Origin of the sequence: Ruegeria arenilitoris (assembly GCF_013032445.1) — a bacterium.
GTDB lineage: Bacteria > Pseudomonadota > Alphaproteobacteria > Rhodobacterales > Rhodobacteraceae > Ruegeria > Ruegeria arenilitoris_F.
In genome coordinates this window covers 190,384-210,961 of sequence record NZ_WQCA01000005.1, presented here as the reverse complement: position 1 = coordinate 210,961, position 20,578 = coordinate 190,384, and the positions used below count along the sequence as shown (strand labels likewise).

Here is a 20,578-nt window from a genome sequence, read left to right as displayed (position 1 = left end):
CGCTCACTTCAACTGGCTGTCTTTGGAGCCGCGTCGGTTGATGCCCGAGCGTGCCTTGAAGGCTCCGTCGCGCTCCTGTTGGCAATCAAGGCACAGCTTGACACCCGGCAAAGCCAGACGACGTTTTTCGGGGATCGGCTCTTCGCATTCGGCGCAATGGGTCAGGCTTTCCCCCACAGGGCGCTTTTGCGCCTGCATCCGGGCCAGTTCGTCCGTGATGGACGCCTCAATCTGTTCACTCACCGCGCCGTCGCGCGCCCAACCGCCTGCCATGGGCCTCTCTCCTGATCAGGTGCCCGACAGACTAGCGCGACGGTGCGTTGAGTGGCAAGTCAGAGGGAAACAGCCCGCTCCAGAACCTGATCAATCATTTCCTGTGTCCCGCGTGAGAACTCTAGAGGGCATGGATATGCGGCCCCGTCGCGTACTGAACGGCAGAAGGCCTCGACCTGAAGTTTGTAGTGATCGTCACCCGGAAAGCGCGTGACCTGAGCCTCAAGCCCCGGTCGGTGCAACTCTACCCGTGCTTCACCAAAGACCCGGGCGTTGAACGGCGCGGTAAGACGGATCACGCCGCCTTCGCCGTGGAATACCATTTCCTGATGCGGATGCATACGGATCGAGACATAGCTGGAATAGGTAAAGTCAGGGAATTGCGCGCGAATTTCCGTGAAAGTGTCGATGCCATCCTCCCACCGGATCGAGGATTCGACCTGAACGGGTTCTTGACCTGTCGCAAACCTTGCGCTGCCAATCACATAAACGCCGATGTCGCGCAGGCCCCCGCCACCAGTTTCCGCTCGGTTTCGGATGTTTGTGGTATCCGCGCGGTTGTCGAAACTGAAAGCACCGGTCACGTGCACCAGCTTTCCAATGGCTCCGTCTGCGATCAGCTTACGAACGAACTGCCACTGAGGATGGTGCACGATCATATAAGCTTCTGCAGCCAGAAGCCCCGTTTCATCCCGCTTTTGGATAAGCGGTGCGAACTCGGCAGCGGTCATGGTCATTGGCTTTTCACACAACACATGCTTGCCAGCGTCCAGCGCCTTGAGGCTCCACTCTACATGCATATGGTTCGGCAGAGGGATGTACACAGCTTCGATCTGAGGATCCGCCAACAACGCCTCGTAGTTGTCATAGACGGACAGATCAGGGTTAAAGGACTGAAACGGCTCGGCTTTGGCCACACTGGAGGTCGCCAGACCAGCCAGACGGGCACCATTGGCCGCGTGAATCGCCGGTGCCATGTGCTGACGGGCGAATTTCGCGGCGCCGAGAACGCCCCATTGAACTGATTTTTGCATGTGACCCTCCAAAATGTGCGACTACGTTCGACTTAGAAAGTTATCGCTAACATTGCAATTGCCGATCTTCTCGGAATCAACCGACGCCAAGTCAGGCTTTAATCTGCGGGGAACCTTCGTACTCTGCTCTCAATCGGTTGGGAGTGAGTGAAAATGAAGAAAGTACTCAAGTGGATTGGTGGTCTGTTTGTGCTTGCGATGATCATCGGCGCTGTAGTGTTTTTTGGATTTTTGCCGCCTTACATTGAAGCTCAACGCAACAGCGTGATCGACCACGACCCTTTTGAAGTAACGGATGAAGCCGAGGCTCTGCACAAAACTCTGATTGTCGGCGACTTGCACGCCGATCCGCTGTTGTGGAGCCGTGATCTAACCCAACGAGGCACACGGGGTCAGGTTGACATTCCCCGACTTGTCGAAGGCAACGTCGCCTTGCAAGTCTTTACAGCCGTTACCAAATCCCCTGCCGGACAGAACTATGAAGCGAACTCGGCCGAGGCCTTTGACAACATAACCCTTCTTGCGATTGGACAGCTTTGGCCCCTGCGCACGTGGGACAGTCTAAAGGAACGCGCGATCTATCAGGCCGACAAACTTCATCAACTCGAGGCCGCCTCGGGCGGGCAGTTGAAGGTTGTTAAAACCCGTGCCGATCTTGACGCTGTGCTGGCCGCGCGCGCCGCGGGTCAGACGGTTGTCGGAGGCATTCTGGGCATAGAAGGCGCGCACGCTTTGGAGGGCGACCTGAACAATCTTGACGCCCTTTTTGACGCCGGGCACCGCGTTTTTGGGCTGCATCACTTTTTCGACAACGAGTTGGGAGGCTCGCTGCACGGGTTTGGTGAAACCGGCCTGACAGAATTCGGCCGTCAGGTCGTGGCTGAACTGGAACAACGCCCCGTCGTGATCGACCTTGCGCACTCCAGCCCACAGGTGGCGCAGGAGGTTATCGCAATGACGAACGTCCCTTTGATTGTCAGCCACGGTGGCCTGCACGGATTTTGCCCGGTCAAACGCAATTTCCCGGATGATCTGATGCGAGACATCGCCGCAACCGGAGGTGTGATCGGCATGGGCTATTGGGCGGATGTCACCTGTGGAGACATTTCCCCAACGGGCATCGCCAAGATGATCAAGGCAGCAATTGACACCGTCGGCGAAGACCACGTGTCGCTGGGATCGGACTATGACGGGTCGGTCGAAACAGCGTTTGACACCTCGGAACTGGCCGCTTTGACATCCGCTTTGTTGGCTCAGGGACTGACAGAAACTCAGGTCCGGAAGGTCATGGGAGAGAATATGGTTCGCGTTTTCAGGCAACAATTGAACTAGAGGTGGGTTTCGCCATAACCGGATGAAATTACTTTTTGATTTCGAACCAGCGGATGTAATAGGCCGCTAATTTCAAATCGTGACATCCGAATTTCGTGATCCGTATTCAGGCTCCCCCCGTACCAAATGTATCGCCGGCGGGAAGAGGTGTCGTTTCGATTTCTTCCTCAGTTAAGGGCGCCAAACAGGGTGGGAGATGAATCGATATGCCTGACATGACAGACGTACCAACGATCACAGAACGCGTTATTCAGTTCAGCGGTGACCCGGGAACATTTGACAGCGATGGCGGGGATTTCGACATCCTCCGCGAAGCTGTCATTGCTGCCGGGCTAGCCGACACTTTGAACAGTGATGAGGTCGACCTGACCGTTTTTGCACCAACCGACGCAGCCTTTGTCGCGCTGGCACAGGCCTTGGGTTTTGACGGTTCGGACGAAGGCGGAGCGCTTGGCCACATCGTTAAGGCGCTCACTTTGCTGGGTGGAGGCGATCCCCTGCCCCTGCTGACAAACATCCTCAAGTATCACGTAGTGGATGGTTCCTTTACCAAAGACGCAGTTGTCAGCCTTGGTGACGGTGCAGAAATCGAAACCTTGCTGGGATCAAGCGTCGAACTCAACCTGCTGAGTGACCCTCCAAGCCTTGAAGATGCAGATCCGGGTATCGCTGATCCAGGCCTTATTGCTTTCGACGTTGAGGCGTCTAACGGGATAATTCATGTTTTGGACGGGGTTCTGCTGCCGGTCTCGGTGACCGGAATTCTGGGGAAGAAGAACACGGATTTCATTTTAGGTGATGACACGGATGAGTTTCACTTTACCGGGCGCGGTCAGGACTTTGTGCACGGTGCCGGTGGCAATGACGTGATCAATGTCGGGCGCGGCGATGATGTGGCCCTTGGTGGAGACGGTAATGACATCATCTTTGGTGGGCGCGGGAACGACATCCTGCGCGGCGATGACGGGCACGACCAGATATTTGGCGGGCGCGGCAAGGATTTGATCGACGGAGGGGCCGACAATGACTTCCTGTTTGGAGGTCGCGGGCGTGACACCTTTGTTTTCGAGGAAGGTGATGGGTACGACACCATCGCTGACTTCAAGGTTGGCAAGGACAAGATAGACCTCAGCGCCTATGAAGACATCGAAAGTTTCGAGGATATCGAAGATCAAATCTCAAGCGGCTTCTTCCGGACCAAGATCGAGCTAGGCGATGGCGACAGCATCAGCCTACTTGGTGTCAACGGCATGCATCTGTCCGAAAGCGATTTCATCTTTGCCTGAACGCAAAAAGCCCGCCGGTGTCGGCGGGCTTTGTTCCTGCCGGGCCGTGTCTCAGACGGTTCCCAACATTCCTTTTTCGCGCGCAAGTTCGCGCATTTTCTTCTGTAGCTTCTCAAACGCGCGCACTTCGATCTGCCGGATACGTTCACGGCTGACGTTGTACTGTGTGCTGAGTTCTTCCAGCGTGACAGGCTGATCCATCAGGCGACGCTGGGTCAGAATGTCCTTTTCACGGTCATTCAGCACATCCAGAGCAGCCGCCAGCAACTCGCGCCGCGCGTCCAGTTCATCGCGGGCCTCGTAGTCACCAGCTTGGTCGGCATCTTCATCCTCCAGCCAGTCCTGCCACTGCATCGTGCCTTCGCCCTCGGACCCGACGGTCGCGTTCAGCGAGGCATCGCCACCGGACATCCGGCGGTTCATGCTAACAACTTCCTCTTCGGTCACACCCAGATCTTCGGCGATCTGCTTGACGTTCTCGGGGCGCAGGTCGCCTTCTTCCAACGCACCGATGCGCGCCTTGGCTTTGCGCAAGTTGAAGAACAGCTTTTTCTGCGCCGAGGTCGTGCCCAGTTTCACCATCGACCATGACCGCAGGACGTACTCCTGGATCGAAGCGCGAATCCACCACATTGCATAGGTCGCCAACCGGAAACCCTTTTCCGGGTCGAACTTTTTTACAGCCTGCATCAGGCCCACATTGGCCTCGGAAATCACCTCGGCTTGCGGTAGGCCATAGCCGCGATAACCCATAGCTATCTTGGCCGCCAGTCGCAGGTGCGACGTGACCATTTTATGAGCGGCTTCAGTGTCTTGCTCTTCCACCCAACGCTTGGCGAGCATGTACTCTTCTTCCGGTTCCAGCAGCGGGAACTTGCGAATTTCCTGCATATAGCGGTTCAGACCGCCTTCCGGCGTCGGCGCGGGGAGATTTGCGTAATTTGCCATGTTTCATGTCCCTCCGACAAATGTTTAAGTCGTTAACATAGGATATGGGATGCCGCCCCTATCCGTTCAAGAGGTACCGTTAACAGTTTGGAATTAACGAACGATAAAGGAAACCTAAGAAAATGTTATTCACGTAACTTTGCGCATTATGTCAGCGGCGCACGCAGCTGTTCAATCAGTTTCTGCATGTCGTCCGGCAACTCGGCCTCAAAGCGCAGGTTTTCCCCTGTCACCGGGTGCTCAAAGCCCAAAACGGCGGCGTGCAGCGCCTGGCGCGGAAAGGCACGGACGACCTCGGAGGTCGCGGGACTGAACGCCTTGGCCGCCAGTTTACGCTTGCCGCCATAAACAGGATCGCCCACCAGACCATGCCCGGCATGCGCCATGTGAACGCGAATCTGGTGCGTTCGGCCGGTTTCCAGCCAACACTCGATAAGTGCCAGCCCTGCCGGATTACCGTATGTCTCAACAAGACGCGCGCGCGTGACAGCGTGGCGACCACCGTGGAACAACACCGCTTGTCTTTGCCGATCGGTCTTGTGGCGTGCCAACTGCGTGGTTAGACGCATGATATTGCCGGGCTCGAAGCTGACGCCTTTCACCCCCCGCAGACGCGGGTCATTGGCATCGGGCACGCCATAGCAAATGGCGCGGTAATACCGCTCGACCGTGTGCGCTTCGAACTGGGCCGCCAGCCCATGATGCGCCGCATCCGATTTCGCAACGACCAGCAGGCCACTGGTTTCCTTGTCGATGCGATGCACGATACCGGGGCGCTTCACCCCGCCGACGCCGGACAGATCATCGCCGCAATGATGCAGCAGCGCATTGACCAGCGTCCCGTTCGGCGAACCCGGCGCGGGATGCACGACCATGCCCGCCGGCTTGTTGATGACGATCAGGTCGGCATCTTCGAAGACAACCTCAAGTGGGATGTCTTCGGGGCCGATATGGCTGTCTTCCGCCTCGGCCACGGAGATCGACACCAACGCACCTTCGGCAACTTTGGCCTTGGGGTCGCGCGCCTCAGCGCCATTGATAAGGACGGCACCTTCGTCGATCAACTTGCCCAACCGCGTACGCGACAGGTTTTCCTCGTCTGGCACATCGCGCGAAAGCGCCTTATCAAGGCGTGGCGGCGGATCGGCCGCGATCTGAAATTCAATCTGACGGGTGCCCATGACTGTCCCTTCCGAACCGCAAGAACCGCAGGAAACGCCACAGCTTCGCCTGCTGCGGAGAATGGTCATGCTGCTGACCGCGGTGATGATTGGCGGGGTTCTAGTAACATTCGCGCTGATTGTCATCCGGCTATCCGACAGAACCCCCACCCTGCCCGATCAAGTAGAACTGCCCGACGGTGCAAGGGCGCAAGCGGTGACTATCGGCAACAATTGGTACGCGGTGGTGACTGATGACAACCGTATTCTGATCTTTGACAAGACAACAGGTCGCCAACGTCAGGAAGTCTTCATAGAGCCCTGACGCTCAACCTTCCAGCGCCATACGGAAGACAAACTCGGATACGCGGCGCAGAGCGCCATATTCTTCCGGTGTGTCGCGTCGGAATTTCCGATCTTCTTCGCTCAATTCGACCGGGCTGAAAAGCTGCGGCCTGTCGGCCGTGTTAGAGAATTGCTTTTGCTTGATGGGGAGATGCAGCAGAAATTCTTAAAGCATATACGGCAACAATAAAGGTAGCCCGCCAACCCAGTAATTGGCCGAACAGCTTAATTATATTTTGCTATTTTTATTTTTTTGGTGCGGTCGAGAAGACTGTCATTTCCATATCAACAAGCATCTACTCTTCTTAAGTGGCTCGAAATCGTCCACTAGTACATTGTTTTTAATAATTTCCTTTGCATCACACAGAGCCAAGGGATATCAGGAAGTCGCAGCAGATACTCCGCCTAAAGGTGGACGAAAAGGTGGACAAATGAGCAGAGCCCTTCACAAACTAACCGCGCTTTCAATCAAAAATCTTCCGCCAGGAAAGCACTCAGACGGAGGCGGACTTTGGTTGAACAAACGAAACGACGGCGGGTCCCAATGGTTTCTGAGAGTGACGATTCACGGCAAGCGGCGGGAGATGGGATTGGGTTCGGGAACCGAAGTGAGTTTAAAGGAAGCCAGATCAGAGGCGAACAAATGGAGAGATGTGGCAAGGAGCGGCAAGGACCCTATCAAAGAGAGAGAACGACTACGAAGAGTTGCAGAAAGAAACTTACACTTACTGCGGGATGTAGCTGTCGATGCCTTCGAGTCTCATAAAGCGTCGCTCAAGGATGACGGAAAAGCCGGGCGTTGGTTTAGTCCGCTTGAACTTCATGTGTTACCTAAACTTGGGGCTATTCCAGTCTCCGAAATTGATCAGATAGATATTCGCGACACTCTCAAGCCAATCTGGCACACTAAGGCTAGCACCGCACAAAAAGCTTTGGAGAGACTGGGGATTTGCTTGAGGCACGCATCAGCATTAAATCTGGACGTTGACCTTCAAACAGTCGAAAAGGCGAAAATATTACTTGGAAAACAAAAACATAAGGTGAAACATATCCCCGCAATGGCGTGGCAGGACGTTCCCGAATTCTACTCTACGCTCCAAGAACCAACGCCAACTCATCTCGCTTTGCGGCTGTTGATCCTGACAGCGGTGCGATCAACACCAGTCCGTTACCTAAAGCTAGAGAACTTGTCAGCTGACACCTGGGTGGTCCCAAAGAACTTAATGAAGTCAAAGGTGGGGGCAGAAGAAGACTTTTCCGTTCCGCTATCGACTGAGGCACAAAAAGTAGTTGAATTAGCCAAACCCTTTTCACGCGATGGCTACCTTTTTCCATCCCCTAGAAAAGGTGTGTTAAGTGATGCCACGATGGCACGGTTAATGGAGCGACAAGGCTTGTCTGCGCGACCACATGGGTTTCGTTCCAGCTTCAAGGATTGGTGTGCCGAAACAACGGATACCCCTGAGCACATTTCTGAAGTTGTTCTCGCCCATTCAAGCGGCAGCAAAGTCTTAGATGCCTATCGACGAACTCAATTTCTAGACTTACGGCGCCCGTTGATGGAGCAATGGGCCCAACATGTAACCAAAAACTTGTAAGAAGACTGAGGCGCAACAAGAGATGTTCTACGAAAATCCAAACTGGATTCCCCTTTTCGAGATTTCAGAAAAAATATGGGAGTTTTTGGCGGCAAAAATACCTGATCAGCAACCCGAAGAAACCGGTGCAATAAACGACCCTTTTGAACCATACGTCTTTGTCAAGAAACGGGATTCTACTTCGCGAGGAAGTAGGCCGGTTCTTGAGCCCGTAGAAGTAAGCGGAGACGGTTCTATTGTCCGAACTCTGTCGGAAGAAGAAGTTCAGCCTCACGAAGAGCCTAGAGCCGGAAACACACCCGAACTGATAGCGTCTTATGCCGAATATTATGGTTGGCTTTGCGATGCTGTGGTGTGGTCCTTTTTGAAACAGCAACGGGAAGCCCGTGTTCTACTAACCAACGGTCAATCTGGTTTGGTTTCATCAGCTGTCTACACGCGCGAATCGAACTTTTCTGGAAGCTCAAACAACCACATCGACATTCGGATAGGTACAATTGGATCTGGCCACCGAGCTACGCTGATCAAACCAAATAGGCAAGGCGCAAATCAAATAAAGCTGGAAGAAGTCTACTATGGCAACTTCTTGTACCAACCAATTGCCTTCAAACGCACCGATTTCGAGCAGTTCTTTAAAAACTTGAAAGAAAAAGAATTTCTGGAGTTCGAGCCAACAAGCGAAGAAATCGTGCAGCAAATCGTCGAACTATATCGCTCTGAAAAAGTGACGGATGAGGAAGCAAAACGGAGAATCGCTCCGTTCCTCACCAGGGATGCTTGGCAGGAACATCGTAGGGCGGCAGCGGTAAGAGAACCACTAGTGAAGAAGCGTGGCCCAAAGGGACCAAGATCCTGAGTGCTAGAAATTTCTCCGGGATAATTCCTTCTACACAAAAATTTTCTCGGGGAAATTCAAGTTCCAAGATCAACCCAGATCAATACATGAAAGGGATGATCAATGGAAAATATCGATCCACTCCTCACTGCTCCAGAGAGCGCGCAGTATCTACAAGTCTCAGTGCCGACTTTCTGGCGGCGAGTCGCTGACGGAACCGTGCCACCTGCCGTAAAAATCGGTTCACTGTCGCGCTGGCCGCTCTCTGAGATCAAAATGGTAATCGAGGATGCAAAGAGCCAAAGGTTCCATGCTTCGACAACCAAACCTTTGGGAAACATCGTTCCCGTAACGATTGAAGACATGGGAGGTCGGAATGACTGACCTCCCAAATTTCTCAAAAGTGAAAATCCAGTGCCTTACCGAAATGGTGCAGGATGCGGATTTGGCAGATAGTTCTTTTAGAGCGGCTTCTCTTCTTTTCTTGAAGTACGCCGACCATGTGTCCGGTGAGTGTTATCCAAGTTTCGAAACCGTAGGATCAGTTCTTGGCAAACATCCAAAATCGGTCAAAAGAGCTCTCACCAGGCCAGCTTTGGCGGCGTATTTGATCAGAAAACCCGGAACCAACAAGGGTAACTCTTCTCGTTACAAGCCTACAAAAAATCTGCTACTCGCTGCTCAAAGCAGAAAATCAAAGCAGGGCAAAAATGCCCTTCAAAAAGCAACCTTTGGGGCGCAATCTTATCCTCAGACCGGTACATTTTTGGGCGATGAAGCAGTACGAAACTGCCCCCCGAACAAAGACCAAGAACAAAGAAAAAAAACGACTGGCTCCACCAAGAGTTTGCTTCAAGAGGAGCAAACAAGCTTGGAGCCAGTCTTCGTCAAAACACTCGATTACTCGTGCAAAGAGTGGGAAAGCTTGTGTCAAAAGCTCTCCGGCAAAAGCCTCGAAGAACTACTTGGAACTTCGGAGCTAAACGGAACCAAAGGGTTTTTCCTCTCTGAGAAATGGCCTCCGCGAGAATTGCGAGACTATGAGTTGTTTCGCAAGGAAATGGAATATCTCCGTCAATTCCAGACGAACCCAGTATCTGCGGCTTGACCGTTAATAGGCGGGTTCCAACGACTTACCCTCCGGAATTCGGAGGCAACTTGGAACTGCCAACGAGTTGACGCGCCTCCAATAAAGCAAGGAAAATTCAATGTATCTGGCTGACTCATTGCGATTAATTTCGTCAGGCCTCAGTGACCACGACCGTGAAACGCTCCCTTCAAGAATTGTCTCTCACAAAGTCGGAATTGCCGAAAAAATTCTGAAAGAAGCGAAAATGTACGCTTTTGAAAAATCAGCGTTGGAAATGGGTGGGAGCATGAAAATCTCGGATCCAGTACAACTTCATCTGGTTCTTCAATCGGCTTTGTCCGTCCCGGAACAATCCTATTGGCTTGAAGCGAAGGGTGGTGAGAGGGAGAAAGCCCTGAGCCATCTACGTGACACGATTTTACGACCGCACGCACAAAACGAAGGTACGCCCTATCGAACCGGTGTTTTGCTAAAAACGATTGAGCCTGGCGTCGCGGAATACCGACCAATTTGGAATTTTGCAGGCGGTGACCCGGCGTCCCGACTTCGAAAGGAAGCCATGAAAGCCCTGGAAAGAGACGGAAGAAAGCGAAACAAACTTGAGAGAAAGGCACTTTCCGAGTTCCTAAAACTCAACGTCAACTGCGGCTACGCAGTAATCGATGTGCGTCACGAGCCAAATTACCCCACACCTGGTCAATTTTTAGACCTCGTTCACAAGGGCGATGAAAATGCAAGCGTCTGCTATCGCTTCGCCACAAAGCAAAACTCCCCGACCGTATTTGGCCAATCCTTGCAACCGTGGGAAGTGACGCGAATTGCATGGTGGGCGTATTGCATGGGCAGCATGGAAGGTATGGCACTTCATTTCAACAATTCGGATACTGACTACATCAGGGAAACCGCCAGCTTAGGCCGCCAGGTTTCCGATATCCTCGCTGAAGCCGAATCAAACATGTCCGGTGAAATTACTTACATCGCTGCCATGTTGTCAGTTCTTGCCGCTGAAACCGGTAAAAGAAACACGCACAGCGCCATCGCAACAGTTGATCGGCCCGAAAAAAGGACCCGCATCCGCCGCCCAATCTCTCCAAACCAAGTCGATCAAGATCGACTTCGCATCATTTCGATGAACATTCATGACCGCAATATAATGCGGCGTGCTCGAACCGAGCCAATCTCAAATCCAACAAGAAGTGGGAGACTGCGCAACTTACATTTCGTGAATGGGCATCTATTCCGAGCCCGGAACGGTAAAATGACTTGGCGGCGTCCACATTGGCGAGGGACGGCCACAGGACAAGCCACTCTCACTCGAGTTTTGTAGCAAGTTCGACAAGACCTGACGGGCGGGTTGAACGCCTTGGGCGACGAGTGGGCTGAAAGTGCCAGTGAAACAACCGAAGAAAGGGCGGCACTGCCTGAATGACGGATCACAGATCAACCTCAAGTGGGAGGCAGGTGTATTCATCGCCGAGACTGACCTTGGACTTCTTTTAACGTCTCTTTCATCAGTTCACACATTTGCAGCTTATGAAAAGACAACTTGAATCACATCCCGAGAAATGGAACGACCGCGCAGCGGTCGAGGCAGCGGTCAGAGCTGGCCGAGTACGTCCTGAATTCATGACACCTGCCCAGCTCGATCAGATGCAGCAACCAGCCACGCAGGTGCCAGCTCCAGCGGTGGACGCCGCAGTAGAGAGCGTCGAACACCTGCGCTCTAGATCATCGGAATGGTGGAAGGCCATGCGAGACGCGACCGGCTTGCGCGTATCCGAAATTCTCGAACAAATCGGTGACGAAATCGACGATGACGACGCCCCAACAATCGACGTAGAAGGGATCATAGCCCTAAACCTCGGAAAATAAAGGGTAAATCCCGGTGCAGCGCAGGATAGTAGTACAAGAAAAGTTGACGACGGCGTACCAAATGACTGAAAGCGGATCGCTGTTTCAGAACGGGTTTCTTCAATTAGTACAATTCTGCTAACTGGATCGTCGGTTGGTGCTATTGATCGATTAGCAGTTAAAGGCAATACAAGGCGGGTAAACCTCTTTGAAACCATCAAACGCTGTTTCTGCCGCATCACCAGCAGCTCGACCACCTTCTCTAACGAAGTTTTCGGCGTCCTTCTTTGCTCTTTCCATAGCATCCTTTTGAGCACTAATTATGGCTCTTTGGATCCTTCCGTTAAACTCTCGAAACTTTTTTTCAGCTTCAAATACAGCTCTTTCGGCCTCCCGAACCATTCTTTCTGCTTCCCTAACCGCATCTCTAAGGACAAGTTCTCCGTTGATGACAAGTCCGCCAACGCCCAAACCACCAGCACGAACGACCAAATCACTGTACGCTCTCAATAGGCCTTCTGGGTCATCCAGTTTGTCAATTAAGCCTTGAAGTTCTAAAAGAAGCTCTTCGGCTCGCGCACGATTGATCTCCGCTGACAACAGCATTGCTCCAAGTTGACCGTGCAATCTGCTAAGGTAGTCTTGTGATATGCCATTGGGGGGTCCGTTCTGCTCCTTATATAGTGAAGCAATGAATAAACAGTCCCACAGCATCGACTCCTTCCAAGCTTGTTCCTCTGGCTCGCGTTCCCAAGCCCACTGGTGTCTCTTAAAAAACTTGTTGTTGTCGGAAGAAGGGCATTGCGAAAGTATCAGTGGCAACATTGCATTTTTGTTGCCTCGTCGAGTGGCGACATACTGAAAAAACGGATTGAGTGGCTCTTTCTCTGCGATTTTGACCGCTTGGTCGTGCATCCAATCCATCCCATAGCCCAAGTCCTCTAGGGTCATAATCTGAAGTACCGCATTGTGCCTGGAAAACCCTGGGTCATTCAAAATAGCAGACAAGCCAGCCTCAAGTTGGCTTAGATGGAGTAACTCAACTTGTAGGCCAATTATCTGCGTCCTTAATGCTTCAACAGGTGCAATCGCCTCTTCGTAAGCGCGCAAAGCTTCGTCGAAGTTATCACGCAATAATTTCAGCCCTGGGTGCTCAAAGGGTAATTTTCCTAGAGTATCGTCGTATGCCTGCTTCATCTCCTGAGCGACATTCGAAACCGTAGGAACAGGCTGGAGTGGGTCAACAGTGCAGAAGGGAACCCCCACAGCCAACTTTCTTCCCAAAAGGCTGAGAATTTGGCAATCACCTACTCTGAGTGCGCAGCGATTATTCTTGCAATATCTCGGAGTTCCATGGGGAAAGCACTCGTCAACTGCGAGGCATCGTTGGTTGGAATCAATCCAACTAATCCAGCGTCTAAATGCGACAGCATCGCGGGTCTTCGCAAAGTATACTATTAACCCCTTTGCTTGATCTCCGCTAAAAGTCGTTTGCCCTCCTTCCATCCCGGGTGGTTCATCAGGTTTTTGAAGCCGTTTGTTCGGGGATCTCCAAAACCTACCGTCCTCATCTTGTGAATTTCTGACACCTTCGCACCCCCTTGGGTCACCGGATCTACACAACAATGCGTTGAATAAAACGGAGTCTCCGTCATCGCAAAAAGGAGAATTTTCCGACCCAATATCTTTTGCTGGGAAATCTCCGAGTTCTGAGGGGCAGGAATACGCTTTGCTCTCCCAGAAAGTAATTCTTCTTTCCAATTCCAACAGATCGTCGGCAAATACGAATTCGGTTGAACAACAAAGTGAGCTTGCCACGAGCAGAGTTACAATTCGGTTCATGTCACACCTCATGAAAAAGGTCTCTAAAAAGGAATGCATTACCATAGCATAAAGTGCGAACACCCCTATAATCTTTGTCCGAAAGAAAGCCTGTAGGATCAGGAACATTTTTTGGGATTCAGAATCCTCGTGGCGTATCCCTTTGGGCAAAGGCTTCGGGAGAACACAGCGCCAGCGCCAGTTTTGTCAGAAGACTGCTTGAGTTCGTCTCGGCGACCATCTTGATGGCGAGTTGGGTCTGCATGGCCTATCTTGGGGTCACTAGTAGTTTTCCAACGTCGGCGTTTTGGCATCGCGGGAGTGTGTTCGGGGTATTGTCCGCATCGACCAGATCAACGATAACTTGCCTCTCACCACGTCTTGGTGATCCGTACTCTTCCTCACTGCAATAATCGTCTTCAGTACGATATCTGTGCGCTGTCCGTTCTAGCCGCGATGATCGTTTGTTCAAAGGCCGAATCTGACGTTCGTTGTGTTGCATAATTTTAGCGTTAGGGCTCACTACGGACCTTATCCGCAACGCAGAAATACCAAAGCTTGTGACAACACCCTGCCCCCTACAGGATCAGACCCAGATAATCACATCCGAGGGCCGCTGAAAAACGCAATATCACGCTTTGCTCGACACGCCATAGCGTAAGCCAAAACCAGACTTCTAGCGGTCGCAACCGTCATCTGATTTCTCTTGAAGCCTGCGCCGCTATTGCAGCTAACAGCCCTGCGAAACGACCGCTTCATAACGGTGTGATTCAGAGCGAGCGAATTGAACATCATTGCTAGCATGTTCATTTCGTGCGCCCCTTTGTTTCAACGGCGGCAGCGAAAATTCCGAGCAAGGCGTGTTCATTTCGTTCCACCCTTTTTAGGTGATCCAGAATATCACCCAGCAGCTCGACTAGCTCACGATGCGAGCTATCCAGCGCTCTTTTGATTTCAAAATCATCTGTATTCATTTTGAGTACCTCCTGACCTGCAAATGTGCGGGGCAGGTCAGAACGCAAGCTTGCTTTAAGATTGTTTTAAACACTAAAGGGTGAGTCGCGAGGCTCACCCTGCAACCACGTTCGTAAACATGCCTGCCAGATCAGATTTCAAAGTCACCTACCTTACGGCTGGCTTCTCATTCTTTCTGTAGTAGCCACCCCGGGAAGATGACTTGTTCGTTTTTATCCCCGGCCCGAAGGCCGGACAAACTGCCTACTAGGCAGAGCGAGACTCAAATCGCGAGTCTCGGACTTCTAAGCTGCCTATGCGACAGTGAACAACGACCTTTTCTCATATGCGGGATCTCCAATGAAGAATAAAAAAAAACAAAAACAATGCTTTAAGCACTCCTAGTTCACACAAATCTCGGAAAATATGTCAAACAGGGACAATTGTTCCAGCCAAACCCGGAATATATGCCAGGTTTTCTGCGCAGCTAGGACAGACTACGTTTGTCCTGGCTGACGCTCACCTTGTCAGCAGCTGGCGGGAGCCGGGGCGCTATGGGAACAGCCCCGGCTCACAAAACACGACGCCTCACCTGTTAATCACTAAGCTGTTCAAGATCGCTTAGTGAGGCCATGCCGTATATGGGCTCAGCTTTTCTCTTTTTGTCATCCCTTGGCCCTATGGCCGCTCTAGTCCACAATTTTCGTGTGGCCTGGTCGCGTGGTCCTTGTGGCCCGCATCTACCTGATAAGGTTGTATTTTGAAGTTTGACTGCAACTTATTAACCAGCGCCTGATTTAGGGGACTGAAGAATTGAGCAAGTGGGACTGAACGGACCCTGCGGGCCCGATCAGACTCTTGGAAAGGGGAGCTGCGCTCCCCCTTCACCCCCACCACCGGGCCACATTTGAAATCGGAGATTTATATGGACCCAATTGCACCTGAGACCCCACCAGGCCACCGGCCAGCCAAGACCCGCACTTTCAAGATGCGTTTGTCGCCTGACGATGCAGCGAAACTGAAAAGCTGGGCGCATGAAAACGAGCTTAGTCAGGCTGATTTTGCCCGTTTCATGATCTTTGCCCGCACCAGCTATGCGCCGCCAAATTCGAGCAAGCTTGAGGCCGTGGCCCGGCAACTTGTCAGCATCGCCACCAACCTGAACCAGTGCCAAAAGACCATCAATATTGCTCGAGCATCCGGCACTCTGACCGCTGCCCAGTTCGAAGCTATGCATAAGGCGGTGAGGGATGGCTTGACAGCATGGTCCGAACCTTTGGACGAGCTGCGCAGCGAGTTAAAGAAACTGAGGCCAGCGGACTAGTGATCATCAAGACCGGCACCATATCTTCGGGGGATGGCCCCCGAATATGTGCCTATGCCGCCAGGCAAGGCGACAATGAGCGAGTCCTGATATTGAATGACAACGCCCCTCAGCTCTTGATTGTAGATGAATTTGCCGAAGCGAGAGGTAGAAAGAACGGTCTTCTGCACATCATCATCTCACCAGACCAACAGCTATCATCTGATGAACTGGCCGCGACCGTCTCCGCGATCCGCGAGGAATACGGATTTAATCCTGATGATCCTGAAACGCTGGCAATGCACCAGAGCAGGCGCGCGGACGGAACCATGCAGGATCACTACCACCTAGTTCGGCCTGCCTCAGACAGCGACACAGGCCGCACCTACAAGGTTTATAAATCAAAGTGCCATGACGAAGCGGTCAGCCGACTTTGCGAGCTTATGTATGGCCACAAGCTGACCTCAGGCGCACATAACAATTTCGCAGCAAATAGACTGCGCGAAATGGGTCATGACGACTTTGCAAACAAAGTCGCAGAGCTGGCAAAACCTTGCTGGTCGTCGTTTTCACACAACCAGCACCAGCAAGCCAAACGCAACGATTTCGACCTGCCAGCCCTCCGCCACCAGCTCAAGCTAATTGCCGAGCTGGCACCAAATCAGCAGCCCAACAAACTGGCCGAACTAATCCATGATCTGGGTTTGGAGCTGGCCGACGCTTTCGAGCAAGGCCGAGGCCGTAGCCGGATCAATCTAAAGCTGGGCGACAAGATCAAAAGTCATAACGCCAATAGAACTTTGAAGATCAAAGCCGCAGAAGTGGCAAATTTCATTCATGAAACAAAGGAGCATTTGAATGGCCTCAGATCCTACACCCCAGAATCCAGAACAGAACCTGCGAGATCTGCTAAAGCAGATCATCGAGGGCCAGAACCGGATCCACACGAGCAATCAAGCGATGATCCGGCGCCAGAACGCCTTACTGAATATATTGCAAGCAGTGGCGAAGGGCTAGGCAGCGAAGCCGCCGAGTTGGCAGCCGCAGTCGAGCGCTTGCGACCGCAGATCGCTCAGTTTGCATTCAATCGTGCAAGCGATCTGTCTGAAGTTGATCTGGAAGCGCCACCCGACTTGAATGACCCTAATTTGCTGATCAAATTGGCGCGGATGCTTCGAAAATCACTGCAAGGTGCTCAGGACACACTAAAGCGTCGCATGTCAGGAAACTATTCTTCTATGCGACCATAACCTTCAGCTGCTTGTTATCTTCATCAACCGCTATCAAGCGAGGAAATCAGCGAAGTATCCATAACTCTATAACTTGCTTGCCATCTGTAAAAACTGGCCGAGGTGATGCAATGTTCGCTGCACAGATCAGCAACAGGCACGTCGGTCTCAGCCTGCTTCAACTTACTCACAATCTGAGTGCCGCTGTATTTCAACTTCTTCGTAGGAAACTCTTCATTCGTTTGTTTGAGAAATTTCTACTTTCTAAGGCATCTAGCTTCAGGGAGGACTATCCAGCAAAAATCTTCGAATCTATCAGTTTGTGCTCCCTGGCTAAGGCCGCGCGATGACCCACGTGCGCAACCTGATTTTCACAAGCTGAAAGTGTCCTAAAAGTTATGGCATTAGAATTTGGGACGACTTTTGGGGCCGATGTAAGCGTAACGCCACAACTGCCCAGCGAAGTATAGTTTATGGGACATGGTCAAAACTGAGAATCCATATTAGGATCACAAAAAAACCGGAAACCGGGAACCGTCAGGCAGGGACTTCAGCACTTTTTCTCGCGAAAAATTCATTGCTGGACAACATCTTAGCGGACAACTCCCTTTAAGGTGCAGCAAGAAATAATGACTGAAGCTCAAAAACAGCGCCTAGAGAGCCAACTCTGGAAGATTGCAAACGAACTTCGCGGCAAGATGGATGCAGATGAGTTCCGTGACTACATTCTGGGTTTCATCTTCTACAAGTACCTCTCCGAGAAACAGCACCTATTTGCGAACAAGCTCCTCGAAACCGAAGACATTAAGGACTACCCCCATGTAACCAACGAGGAAGACCTCGAAGCCATCAAAGAGGAATCCCTGGAGAAACTTGGGTACTTTCTTCGCCCAGAAGAGCTGTTCACCGCGATCACGGCGAAAGGAAATATCAAAATTGATGAGGATGATGAGGAAGAAGTTGGGAACTTCATTCTCGATGATCTTCAGGAAATTCTTAACGCCATCGAGCAGAGCACGATGGGGAATGAGAGCGAAGACGACTTCAACAAGCTCTTCGAAGACATCGACCTATCAAGCACTAAACTAGGTCGTAGCCCTTCAGCTCGTAACACGCTGATTGCCAAAGTTCTTGCTCACTTGGAAAAAATTGACTTCCAGCTTGGACAGGTGGACGCAGACGTTCTCGGGGACGCTTATGAATACCTTATTGGACAGTTTGCATCCGGGGCCGGGAAAAAAGCTGGAGAGTTCTACACCCCGCAGCAAGTTTCGCGTGTCTTGGCCAAAATTGTCACCTTGGGGAAAAGCCGCATCAAGAACGCCTATGACCCAGCATGTGGGTCGGGTTCATTGCTTCTCAGGATCGCCAAGGAAGCCGAGGTTGGAGAATTCGCAGGGCAAGAGCTCAACCGCACGACCTATAATCTTGCTCGAATGAACATGATCCTGCACGATGTGCATTTTTCTCAATTCGATATCCGCCAAGAGGACACGCTTGAGGAGCCTATGCATTTTGAGGAACGTTTCGAGGCAGTGGTTGCCAATCCCCCCTTTTCTGCACGATGGAAGAGTTCCAACAATCCTCTTCACGAGACAGATGACCGTTTCAGCCAATATGGCCGCTTAGCACCAAGCACCAAAGCTGACTTTGCTTTCGTTCAGCACATGATTCATCAGCTGGCCGAGAACGGAACCGCAGCAGTGGTGTTGCCTCACGGTGTACTGTTTAGAGGTGCTGCTGAAGGTACTATTCGCGAGTACATTATCAAAGAGCAGAACTTCCTAGACGCTGTCATTGGTTTACCACCAAATCTCTTCTATGGGACCTCAATCCCGGCCTGTGTCTTGGTACTCAAGAAATGCCGGGAACACGACGATAACATCCTTTTCATTGATGCGAGCGGCCATTTTGAAAAGCGCGGGAATCAGAATTTCCTTACGGAAAAGCATGTTCAGAAAATTATCGAGGCCTATACTAATCGTGGAAATACTGAGAAGTTTGCCTACGCCGCACCGCTCTCTGAGGTCGCTGGCAACGGCTACAACCTTAATATCCCACGCTATATTGATACATTCGAGAAAGACGAGCCCGTTGATCTCGCATTGACAACACAGAAACTCCAGTCCCTTGAATCCGAAATGCAAGAAACCGAGGCATTGATAGTTGAATTCTGTGCCGAGCTACAAATTCCAGCTCCATTTACCTCGTAAGATATTGTTATGACTTTCTCATCAATTAAAGCCCCCAAGCTGAGGTTTCCTGGGTTTACGGGGGATTGGCAGAAAAGCTCTTTGAGTACATTTGTCGATCCGAACCGCAAAATAACTTACGGGATAGTTCAACCTGGAACCTTTGTAGAAGAAGGCGTACCACTCGTTCGCGGCGGTGACTATTCGACAGGATGGGTCTCTCTCAGTGAAATCAAGCGGGTGGCACCTGAGATAGATGCTCCCTATCAACGCTCAAAGCTTCGCAGTGGTGACCTACTGATGACAATCGTTGGAGCTAATACTGGTACAATTGCCTCCGTTCCGGATTGGCTCGAAGGTGCGAATATCACCCAGACAACTGCCCGTATAGCAGTTCATGGACCCACCGCAGACAAAGGGTTTATACTTCAATGTCTCAAGTCGCACATCGGCGTAAGCGAAGTGCGTAAATACGTAAAAGGTGCTGCGCAACCTGGGCTTAACCTGTCCGATATTGAAAACTTCGACATTCCCGCGCCTACCGTTTCCGAACAGAAAAAAATCGCTTCGTTTCTTGGGGCAATTGATAAGAGGGGCGCACAATTAATTACTCAACGAAGCCTTCTGGAGGACTTCAAAAAAGGCTGCATTCAGCAACTTTTTTCCCAAGAGATTCGGTTCAAAAACGACGAAGGTGGCGATTTTCCAGATTGGAAAGAGAAATCGCTTGGGGATGTTTTTACATGGGTGCGAACGAACAGTTTTTCGCGAAATCATCTCACTGACGTAGGAGGTGAGGTTCAGAATATACACTACGGTGACATCCATACGAAATTCCATTCGAATTTTCGGCAGTCAGACGAGGAAGTCCCCTTTGTAAAGGGTGCTCGGGCAGCGGACGTCCCTGAAAATGAGAAATGCAGACTGGGTGACGTAGTGATTGCTGATGCGTCAGAAGATTACGCAGATATTGGGAAAGCAATAGAGATTGTCGAGCTTAGTGCCACTCCTCTTCTTGCCGGGTTGCACACATTCATTGCACGTCCAGTTCCTGGAGCCCTCGCTCTTGGTTTTTCTGGTTATCTTCTGCGAACACCGGCGATGAGAAAGCAAATAATGAGAATTGCGCAAGGGATTTCGGTGCTTGGTTTATCTAAAGGGAATCTAGAAAAACTCACCATCCAATTACCTCATCCAGATGAGCAGAAAAAAATAGCGAAGTTCCTTTCCTCCATCGACATCAAAATTTCGCTCGTTTCCGAAGAACTCAAGCACGCCCAGACCTTCAAGAAGGGCTTGCTTCAACAGATGTTTATTTAATCCGCCT

At 51.5% G+C, this 20,578-nt stretch carries 21 protein-coding genes; 13 read left to right on the top strand and 8 right to left on the bottom strand.

The features are described from left to right. Window positions 1-3: 3 nt before the first annotated feature. Together GOW98_RS08910 and GOW98_RS08905 are read right to left on the bottom strand one after the other, a co-directional pair. Window positions 4-273 carry a DksA/TraR family C4-type zinc finger protein gene (locus GOW98_RS08910; RefSeq protein ID WP_170331117.1) on the bottom strand — a complete coding sequence of 90 codons (270 nt, stop codon included), beginning with the start codon at window positions 271-273 and terminating at the stop codon, window positions 4-6. Window positions 274-332: 59 nt separating this feature from the next. Further along, window positions 333-1,307: a Gfo/Idh/MocA family protein gene (locus GOW98_RS08905; RefSeq protein WP_170331115.1), complete on the bottom strand. Its 975-nt coding sequence runs from the start codon at window positions 1,305-1,307 to the stop codon at window positions 333-335. Window positions 1,308-1,460: 153 nt separating this feature from the next. On the opposite strand from GOW98_RS08905, the gene GOW98_RS08900 reads away from it, so the two are divergent. Both GOW98_RS08900 and GOW98_RS08895 read left to right on the top strand, forming a co-directional pair. Continuing rightward, window positions 1,461-2,639, top strand: a complete 1,179-nt coding sequence (locus tag GOW98_RS08900; protein ID WP_170331113.1) for a dipeptidase — start codon at window positions 1,461-1,463, stop codon at window positions 2,637-2,639. A 206-nt stretch (window positions 2,640-2,845) separates the two neighbouring features. Beyond that, window positions 2,846-3,925, top strand: a complete 1,080-nt coding sequence (locus tag GOW98_RS08895; RefSeq protein WP_170331111.1) for a fasciclin domain-containing protein — start codon at window positions 2,846-2,848, stop codon at window positions 3,923-3,925. Window positions 3,926-3,976: 51 nt separating this feature from the next. Here the strand turns inward: GOW98_RS08895 and rpoH are convergent, their stop codons facing one another. Next, window positions 3,977-4,873: an RNA polymerase sigma factor RpoH gene (rpoH, locus tag GOW98_RS08890; RefSeq protein WP_170331109.1), complete on the bottom strand. Its 897-nt coding sequence runs from the start codon at window positions 4,871-4,873 to the stop codon at window positions 3,977-3,979. Between the two features lie 146 nt (window positions 4,874-5,019). Beyond that, window positions 5,020-6,054: an RluA family pseudouridine synthase gene (locus tag GOW98_RS08885; RefSeq protein WP_170331108.1), complete on the bottom strand. Its 1,035-nt coding sequence runs from the start codon at window positions 6,052-6,054 to the stop codon at window positions 5,020-5,022. Here GOW98_RS08885 and GOW98_RS08880 point away from each other — a divergent pair. The 7 genes from GOW98_RS08880 (at window position 6,053) to GOW98_RS08850 (ending at window position 11,773) form a co-directional block, all read left to right on the top strand. Beyond that, complete coding sequence (locus GOW98_RS08880) at window positions 6,053-6,358, top strand: DUF6476 family protein (RefSeq protein WP_170331106.1); 306 nt, start codon at window positions 6,053-6,055, stop codon at window positions 6,356-6,358. The two genes, GOW98_RS08885 and GOW98_RS08880, sit on opposite strands and share 2 nt — an antisense overlap. 451 nt (window positions 6,359-6,809) lie before the next feature. Continuing rightward, window positions 6,810-7,976, top strand: a complete 1,167-nt coding sequence (locus GOW98_RS08875) for a tyrosine-type recombinase/integrase (protein ID WP_170331105.1) — start codon at window positions 6,810-6,812, stop codon at window positions 7,974-7,976. 22 nt (window positions 7,977-7,998) lie between these two features. Beyond that, window positions 7,999-8,832 (top strand): hypothetical protein, encoded by an 834-nt coding sequence (locus tag GOW98_RS08870; protein WP_170331103.1) that lies wholly within the window; start codon window positions 7,999-8,001, stop codon window positions 8,830-8,832. Window positions 8,833-8,934: 102 nt separating this feature from the next. After that, window positions 8,935-9,195: a helix-turn-helix transcriptional regulator gene (locus tag GOW98_RS08865; RefSeq protein WP_170331101.1), complete on the top strand. Its 261-nt coding sequence runs from the start codon at window positions 8,935-8,937 to the stop codon at window positions 9,193-9,195. Continuing rightward, complete coding sequence (locus GOW98_RS08860; protein WP_170331099.1) at window positions 9,188-9,919, top strand: hypothetical protein; 732 nt, start codon at window positions 9,188-9,190, stop codon at window positions 9,917-9,919. Before GOW98_RS08865 ends, GOW98_RS08860 begins: the two co-directional genes overlap by 8 nt. A gap of 100 nt (window positions 9,920-10,019) precedes the next feature. Then, complete coding sequence (locus GOW98_RS08855; RefSeq protein WP_170331097.1) at window positions 10,020-11,228, top strand: hypothetical protein; 1,209 nt, start codon at window positions 10,020-10,022, stop codon at window positions 11,226-11,228. A gap of 206 nt (window positions 11,229-11,434) precedes the next feature. Next, window positions 11,435-11,773 carry a hypothetical protein gene (locus GOW98_RS08850; RefSeq protein WP_170331095.1) on the top strand — a complete coding sequence of 113 codons (339 nt, stop codon included), beginning with the start codon at window positions 11,435-11,437 and terminating at the stop codon, window positions 11,771-11,773. Between the two features lie 150 nt (window positions 11,774-11,923). Here the strand turns inward: GOW98_RS08850 and GOW98_RS08845 are convergent, their stop codons facing one another. The 3 genes from GOW98_RS08845 to GOW98_RS08840 form a co-directional block, all read right to left on the bottom strand. Next, complete coding sequence (locus GOW98_RS08845) at window positions 11,924-13,594, bottom strand: hypothetical protein (protein WP_170331093.1); 1,671 nt, start codon at window positions 13,592-13,594, stop codon at window positions 11,924-11,926. 118 nt (window positions 13,595-13,712) lie between these two features. Next, window positions 13,713-13,838: a hypothetical protein gene (locus tag GOW98_RS26055; protein ID WP_302479257.1), complete on the bottom strand. Its 126-nt coding sequence runs from the start codon at window positions 13,836-13,838 to the stop codon at window positions 13,713-13,715. A gap of 541 nt (window positions 13,839-14,379) precedes the next feature. Continuing rightward, window positions 14,380-14,547 carry a hypothetical protein gene (locus GOW98_RS08840; protein WP_170331091.1) on the bottom strand — a complete coding sequence of 56 codons (168 nt, stop codon included), beginning with the start codon at window positions 14,545-14,547 and terminating at the stop codon, window positions 14,380-14,382. Between the two features lie 905 nt (window positions 14,548-15,452). Between GOW98_RS08840 and GOW98_RS08835 the strand changes: the two genes are divergently transcribed. Together GOW98_RS08835 and GOW98_RS08830 are read left to right on the top strand one after the other, a co-directional pair. Then, window positions 15,453-15,851 carry a plasmid mobilization protein gene (locus tag GOW98_RS08835; protein ID WP_170331089.1) on the top strand — a complete coding sequence of 133 codons (399 nt, stop codon included), beginning with the start codon at window positions 15,453-15,455 and terminating at the stop codon, window positions 15,849-15,851. Continuing rightward, window positions 15,851-17,080 (top strand): hypothetical protein, encoded by a 1,230-nt coding sequence (locus GOW98_RS08830; protein ID WP_170331087.1) that lies wholly within the window; start codon window positions 15,851-15,853, stop codon window positions 17,078-17,080. Before GOW98_RS08835 ends, GOW98_RS08830 begins: the two co-directional genes overlap by 1 nt. 23 nt (window positions 17,081-17,103) lie before the next feature. Here GOW98_RS08830 and GOW98_RS26230 read toward each other — a convergent pair whose 3' ends face one another. After that, on the bottom strand, window positions 17,104-17,274 hold the full coding sequence (locus GOW98_RS26230) for a transposase (RefSeq protein WP_170331085.1): 171 nt from the start codon (window positions 17,272-17,274) through the stop codon (window positions 17,104-17,106). A gap of 414 nt (window positions 17,275-17,688) precedes the next feature. On the opposite strand from GOW98_RS26230, the gene GOW98_RS08820 reads away from it, so the two are divergent. Next, entirely contained in the window at window positions 17,689-19,272 is a 1,584-nt protein-coding gene (locus GOW98_RS08820; RefSeq protein ID WP_170331083.1) for a type I restriction-modification system subunit M, read from the top strand. A gap of 9 nt (window positions 19,273-19,281) precedes the next feature. Continuing rightward, entirely contained in the window at window positions 19,282-20,571 is a 1,290-nt protein-coding gene (locus tag GOW98_RS08815; protein ID WP_170331081.1) for a restriction endonuclease subunit S, read from the top strand. Window positions 20,572-20,578: the final 7 nt, after the last annotated feature.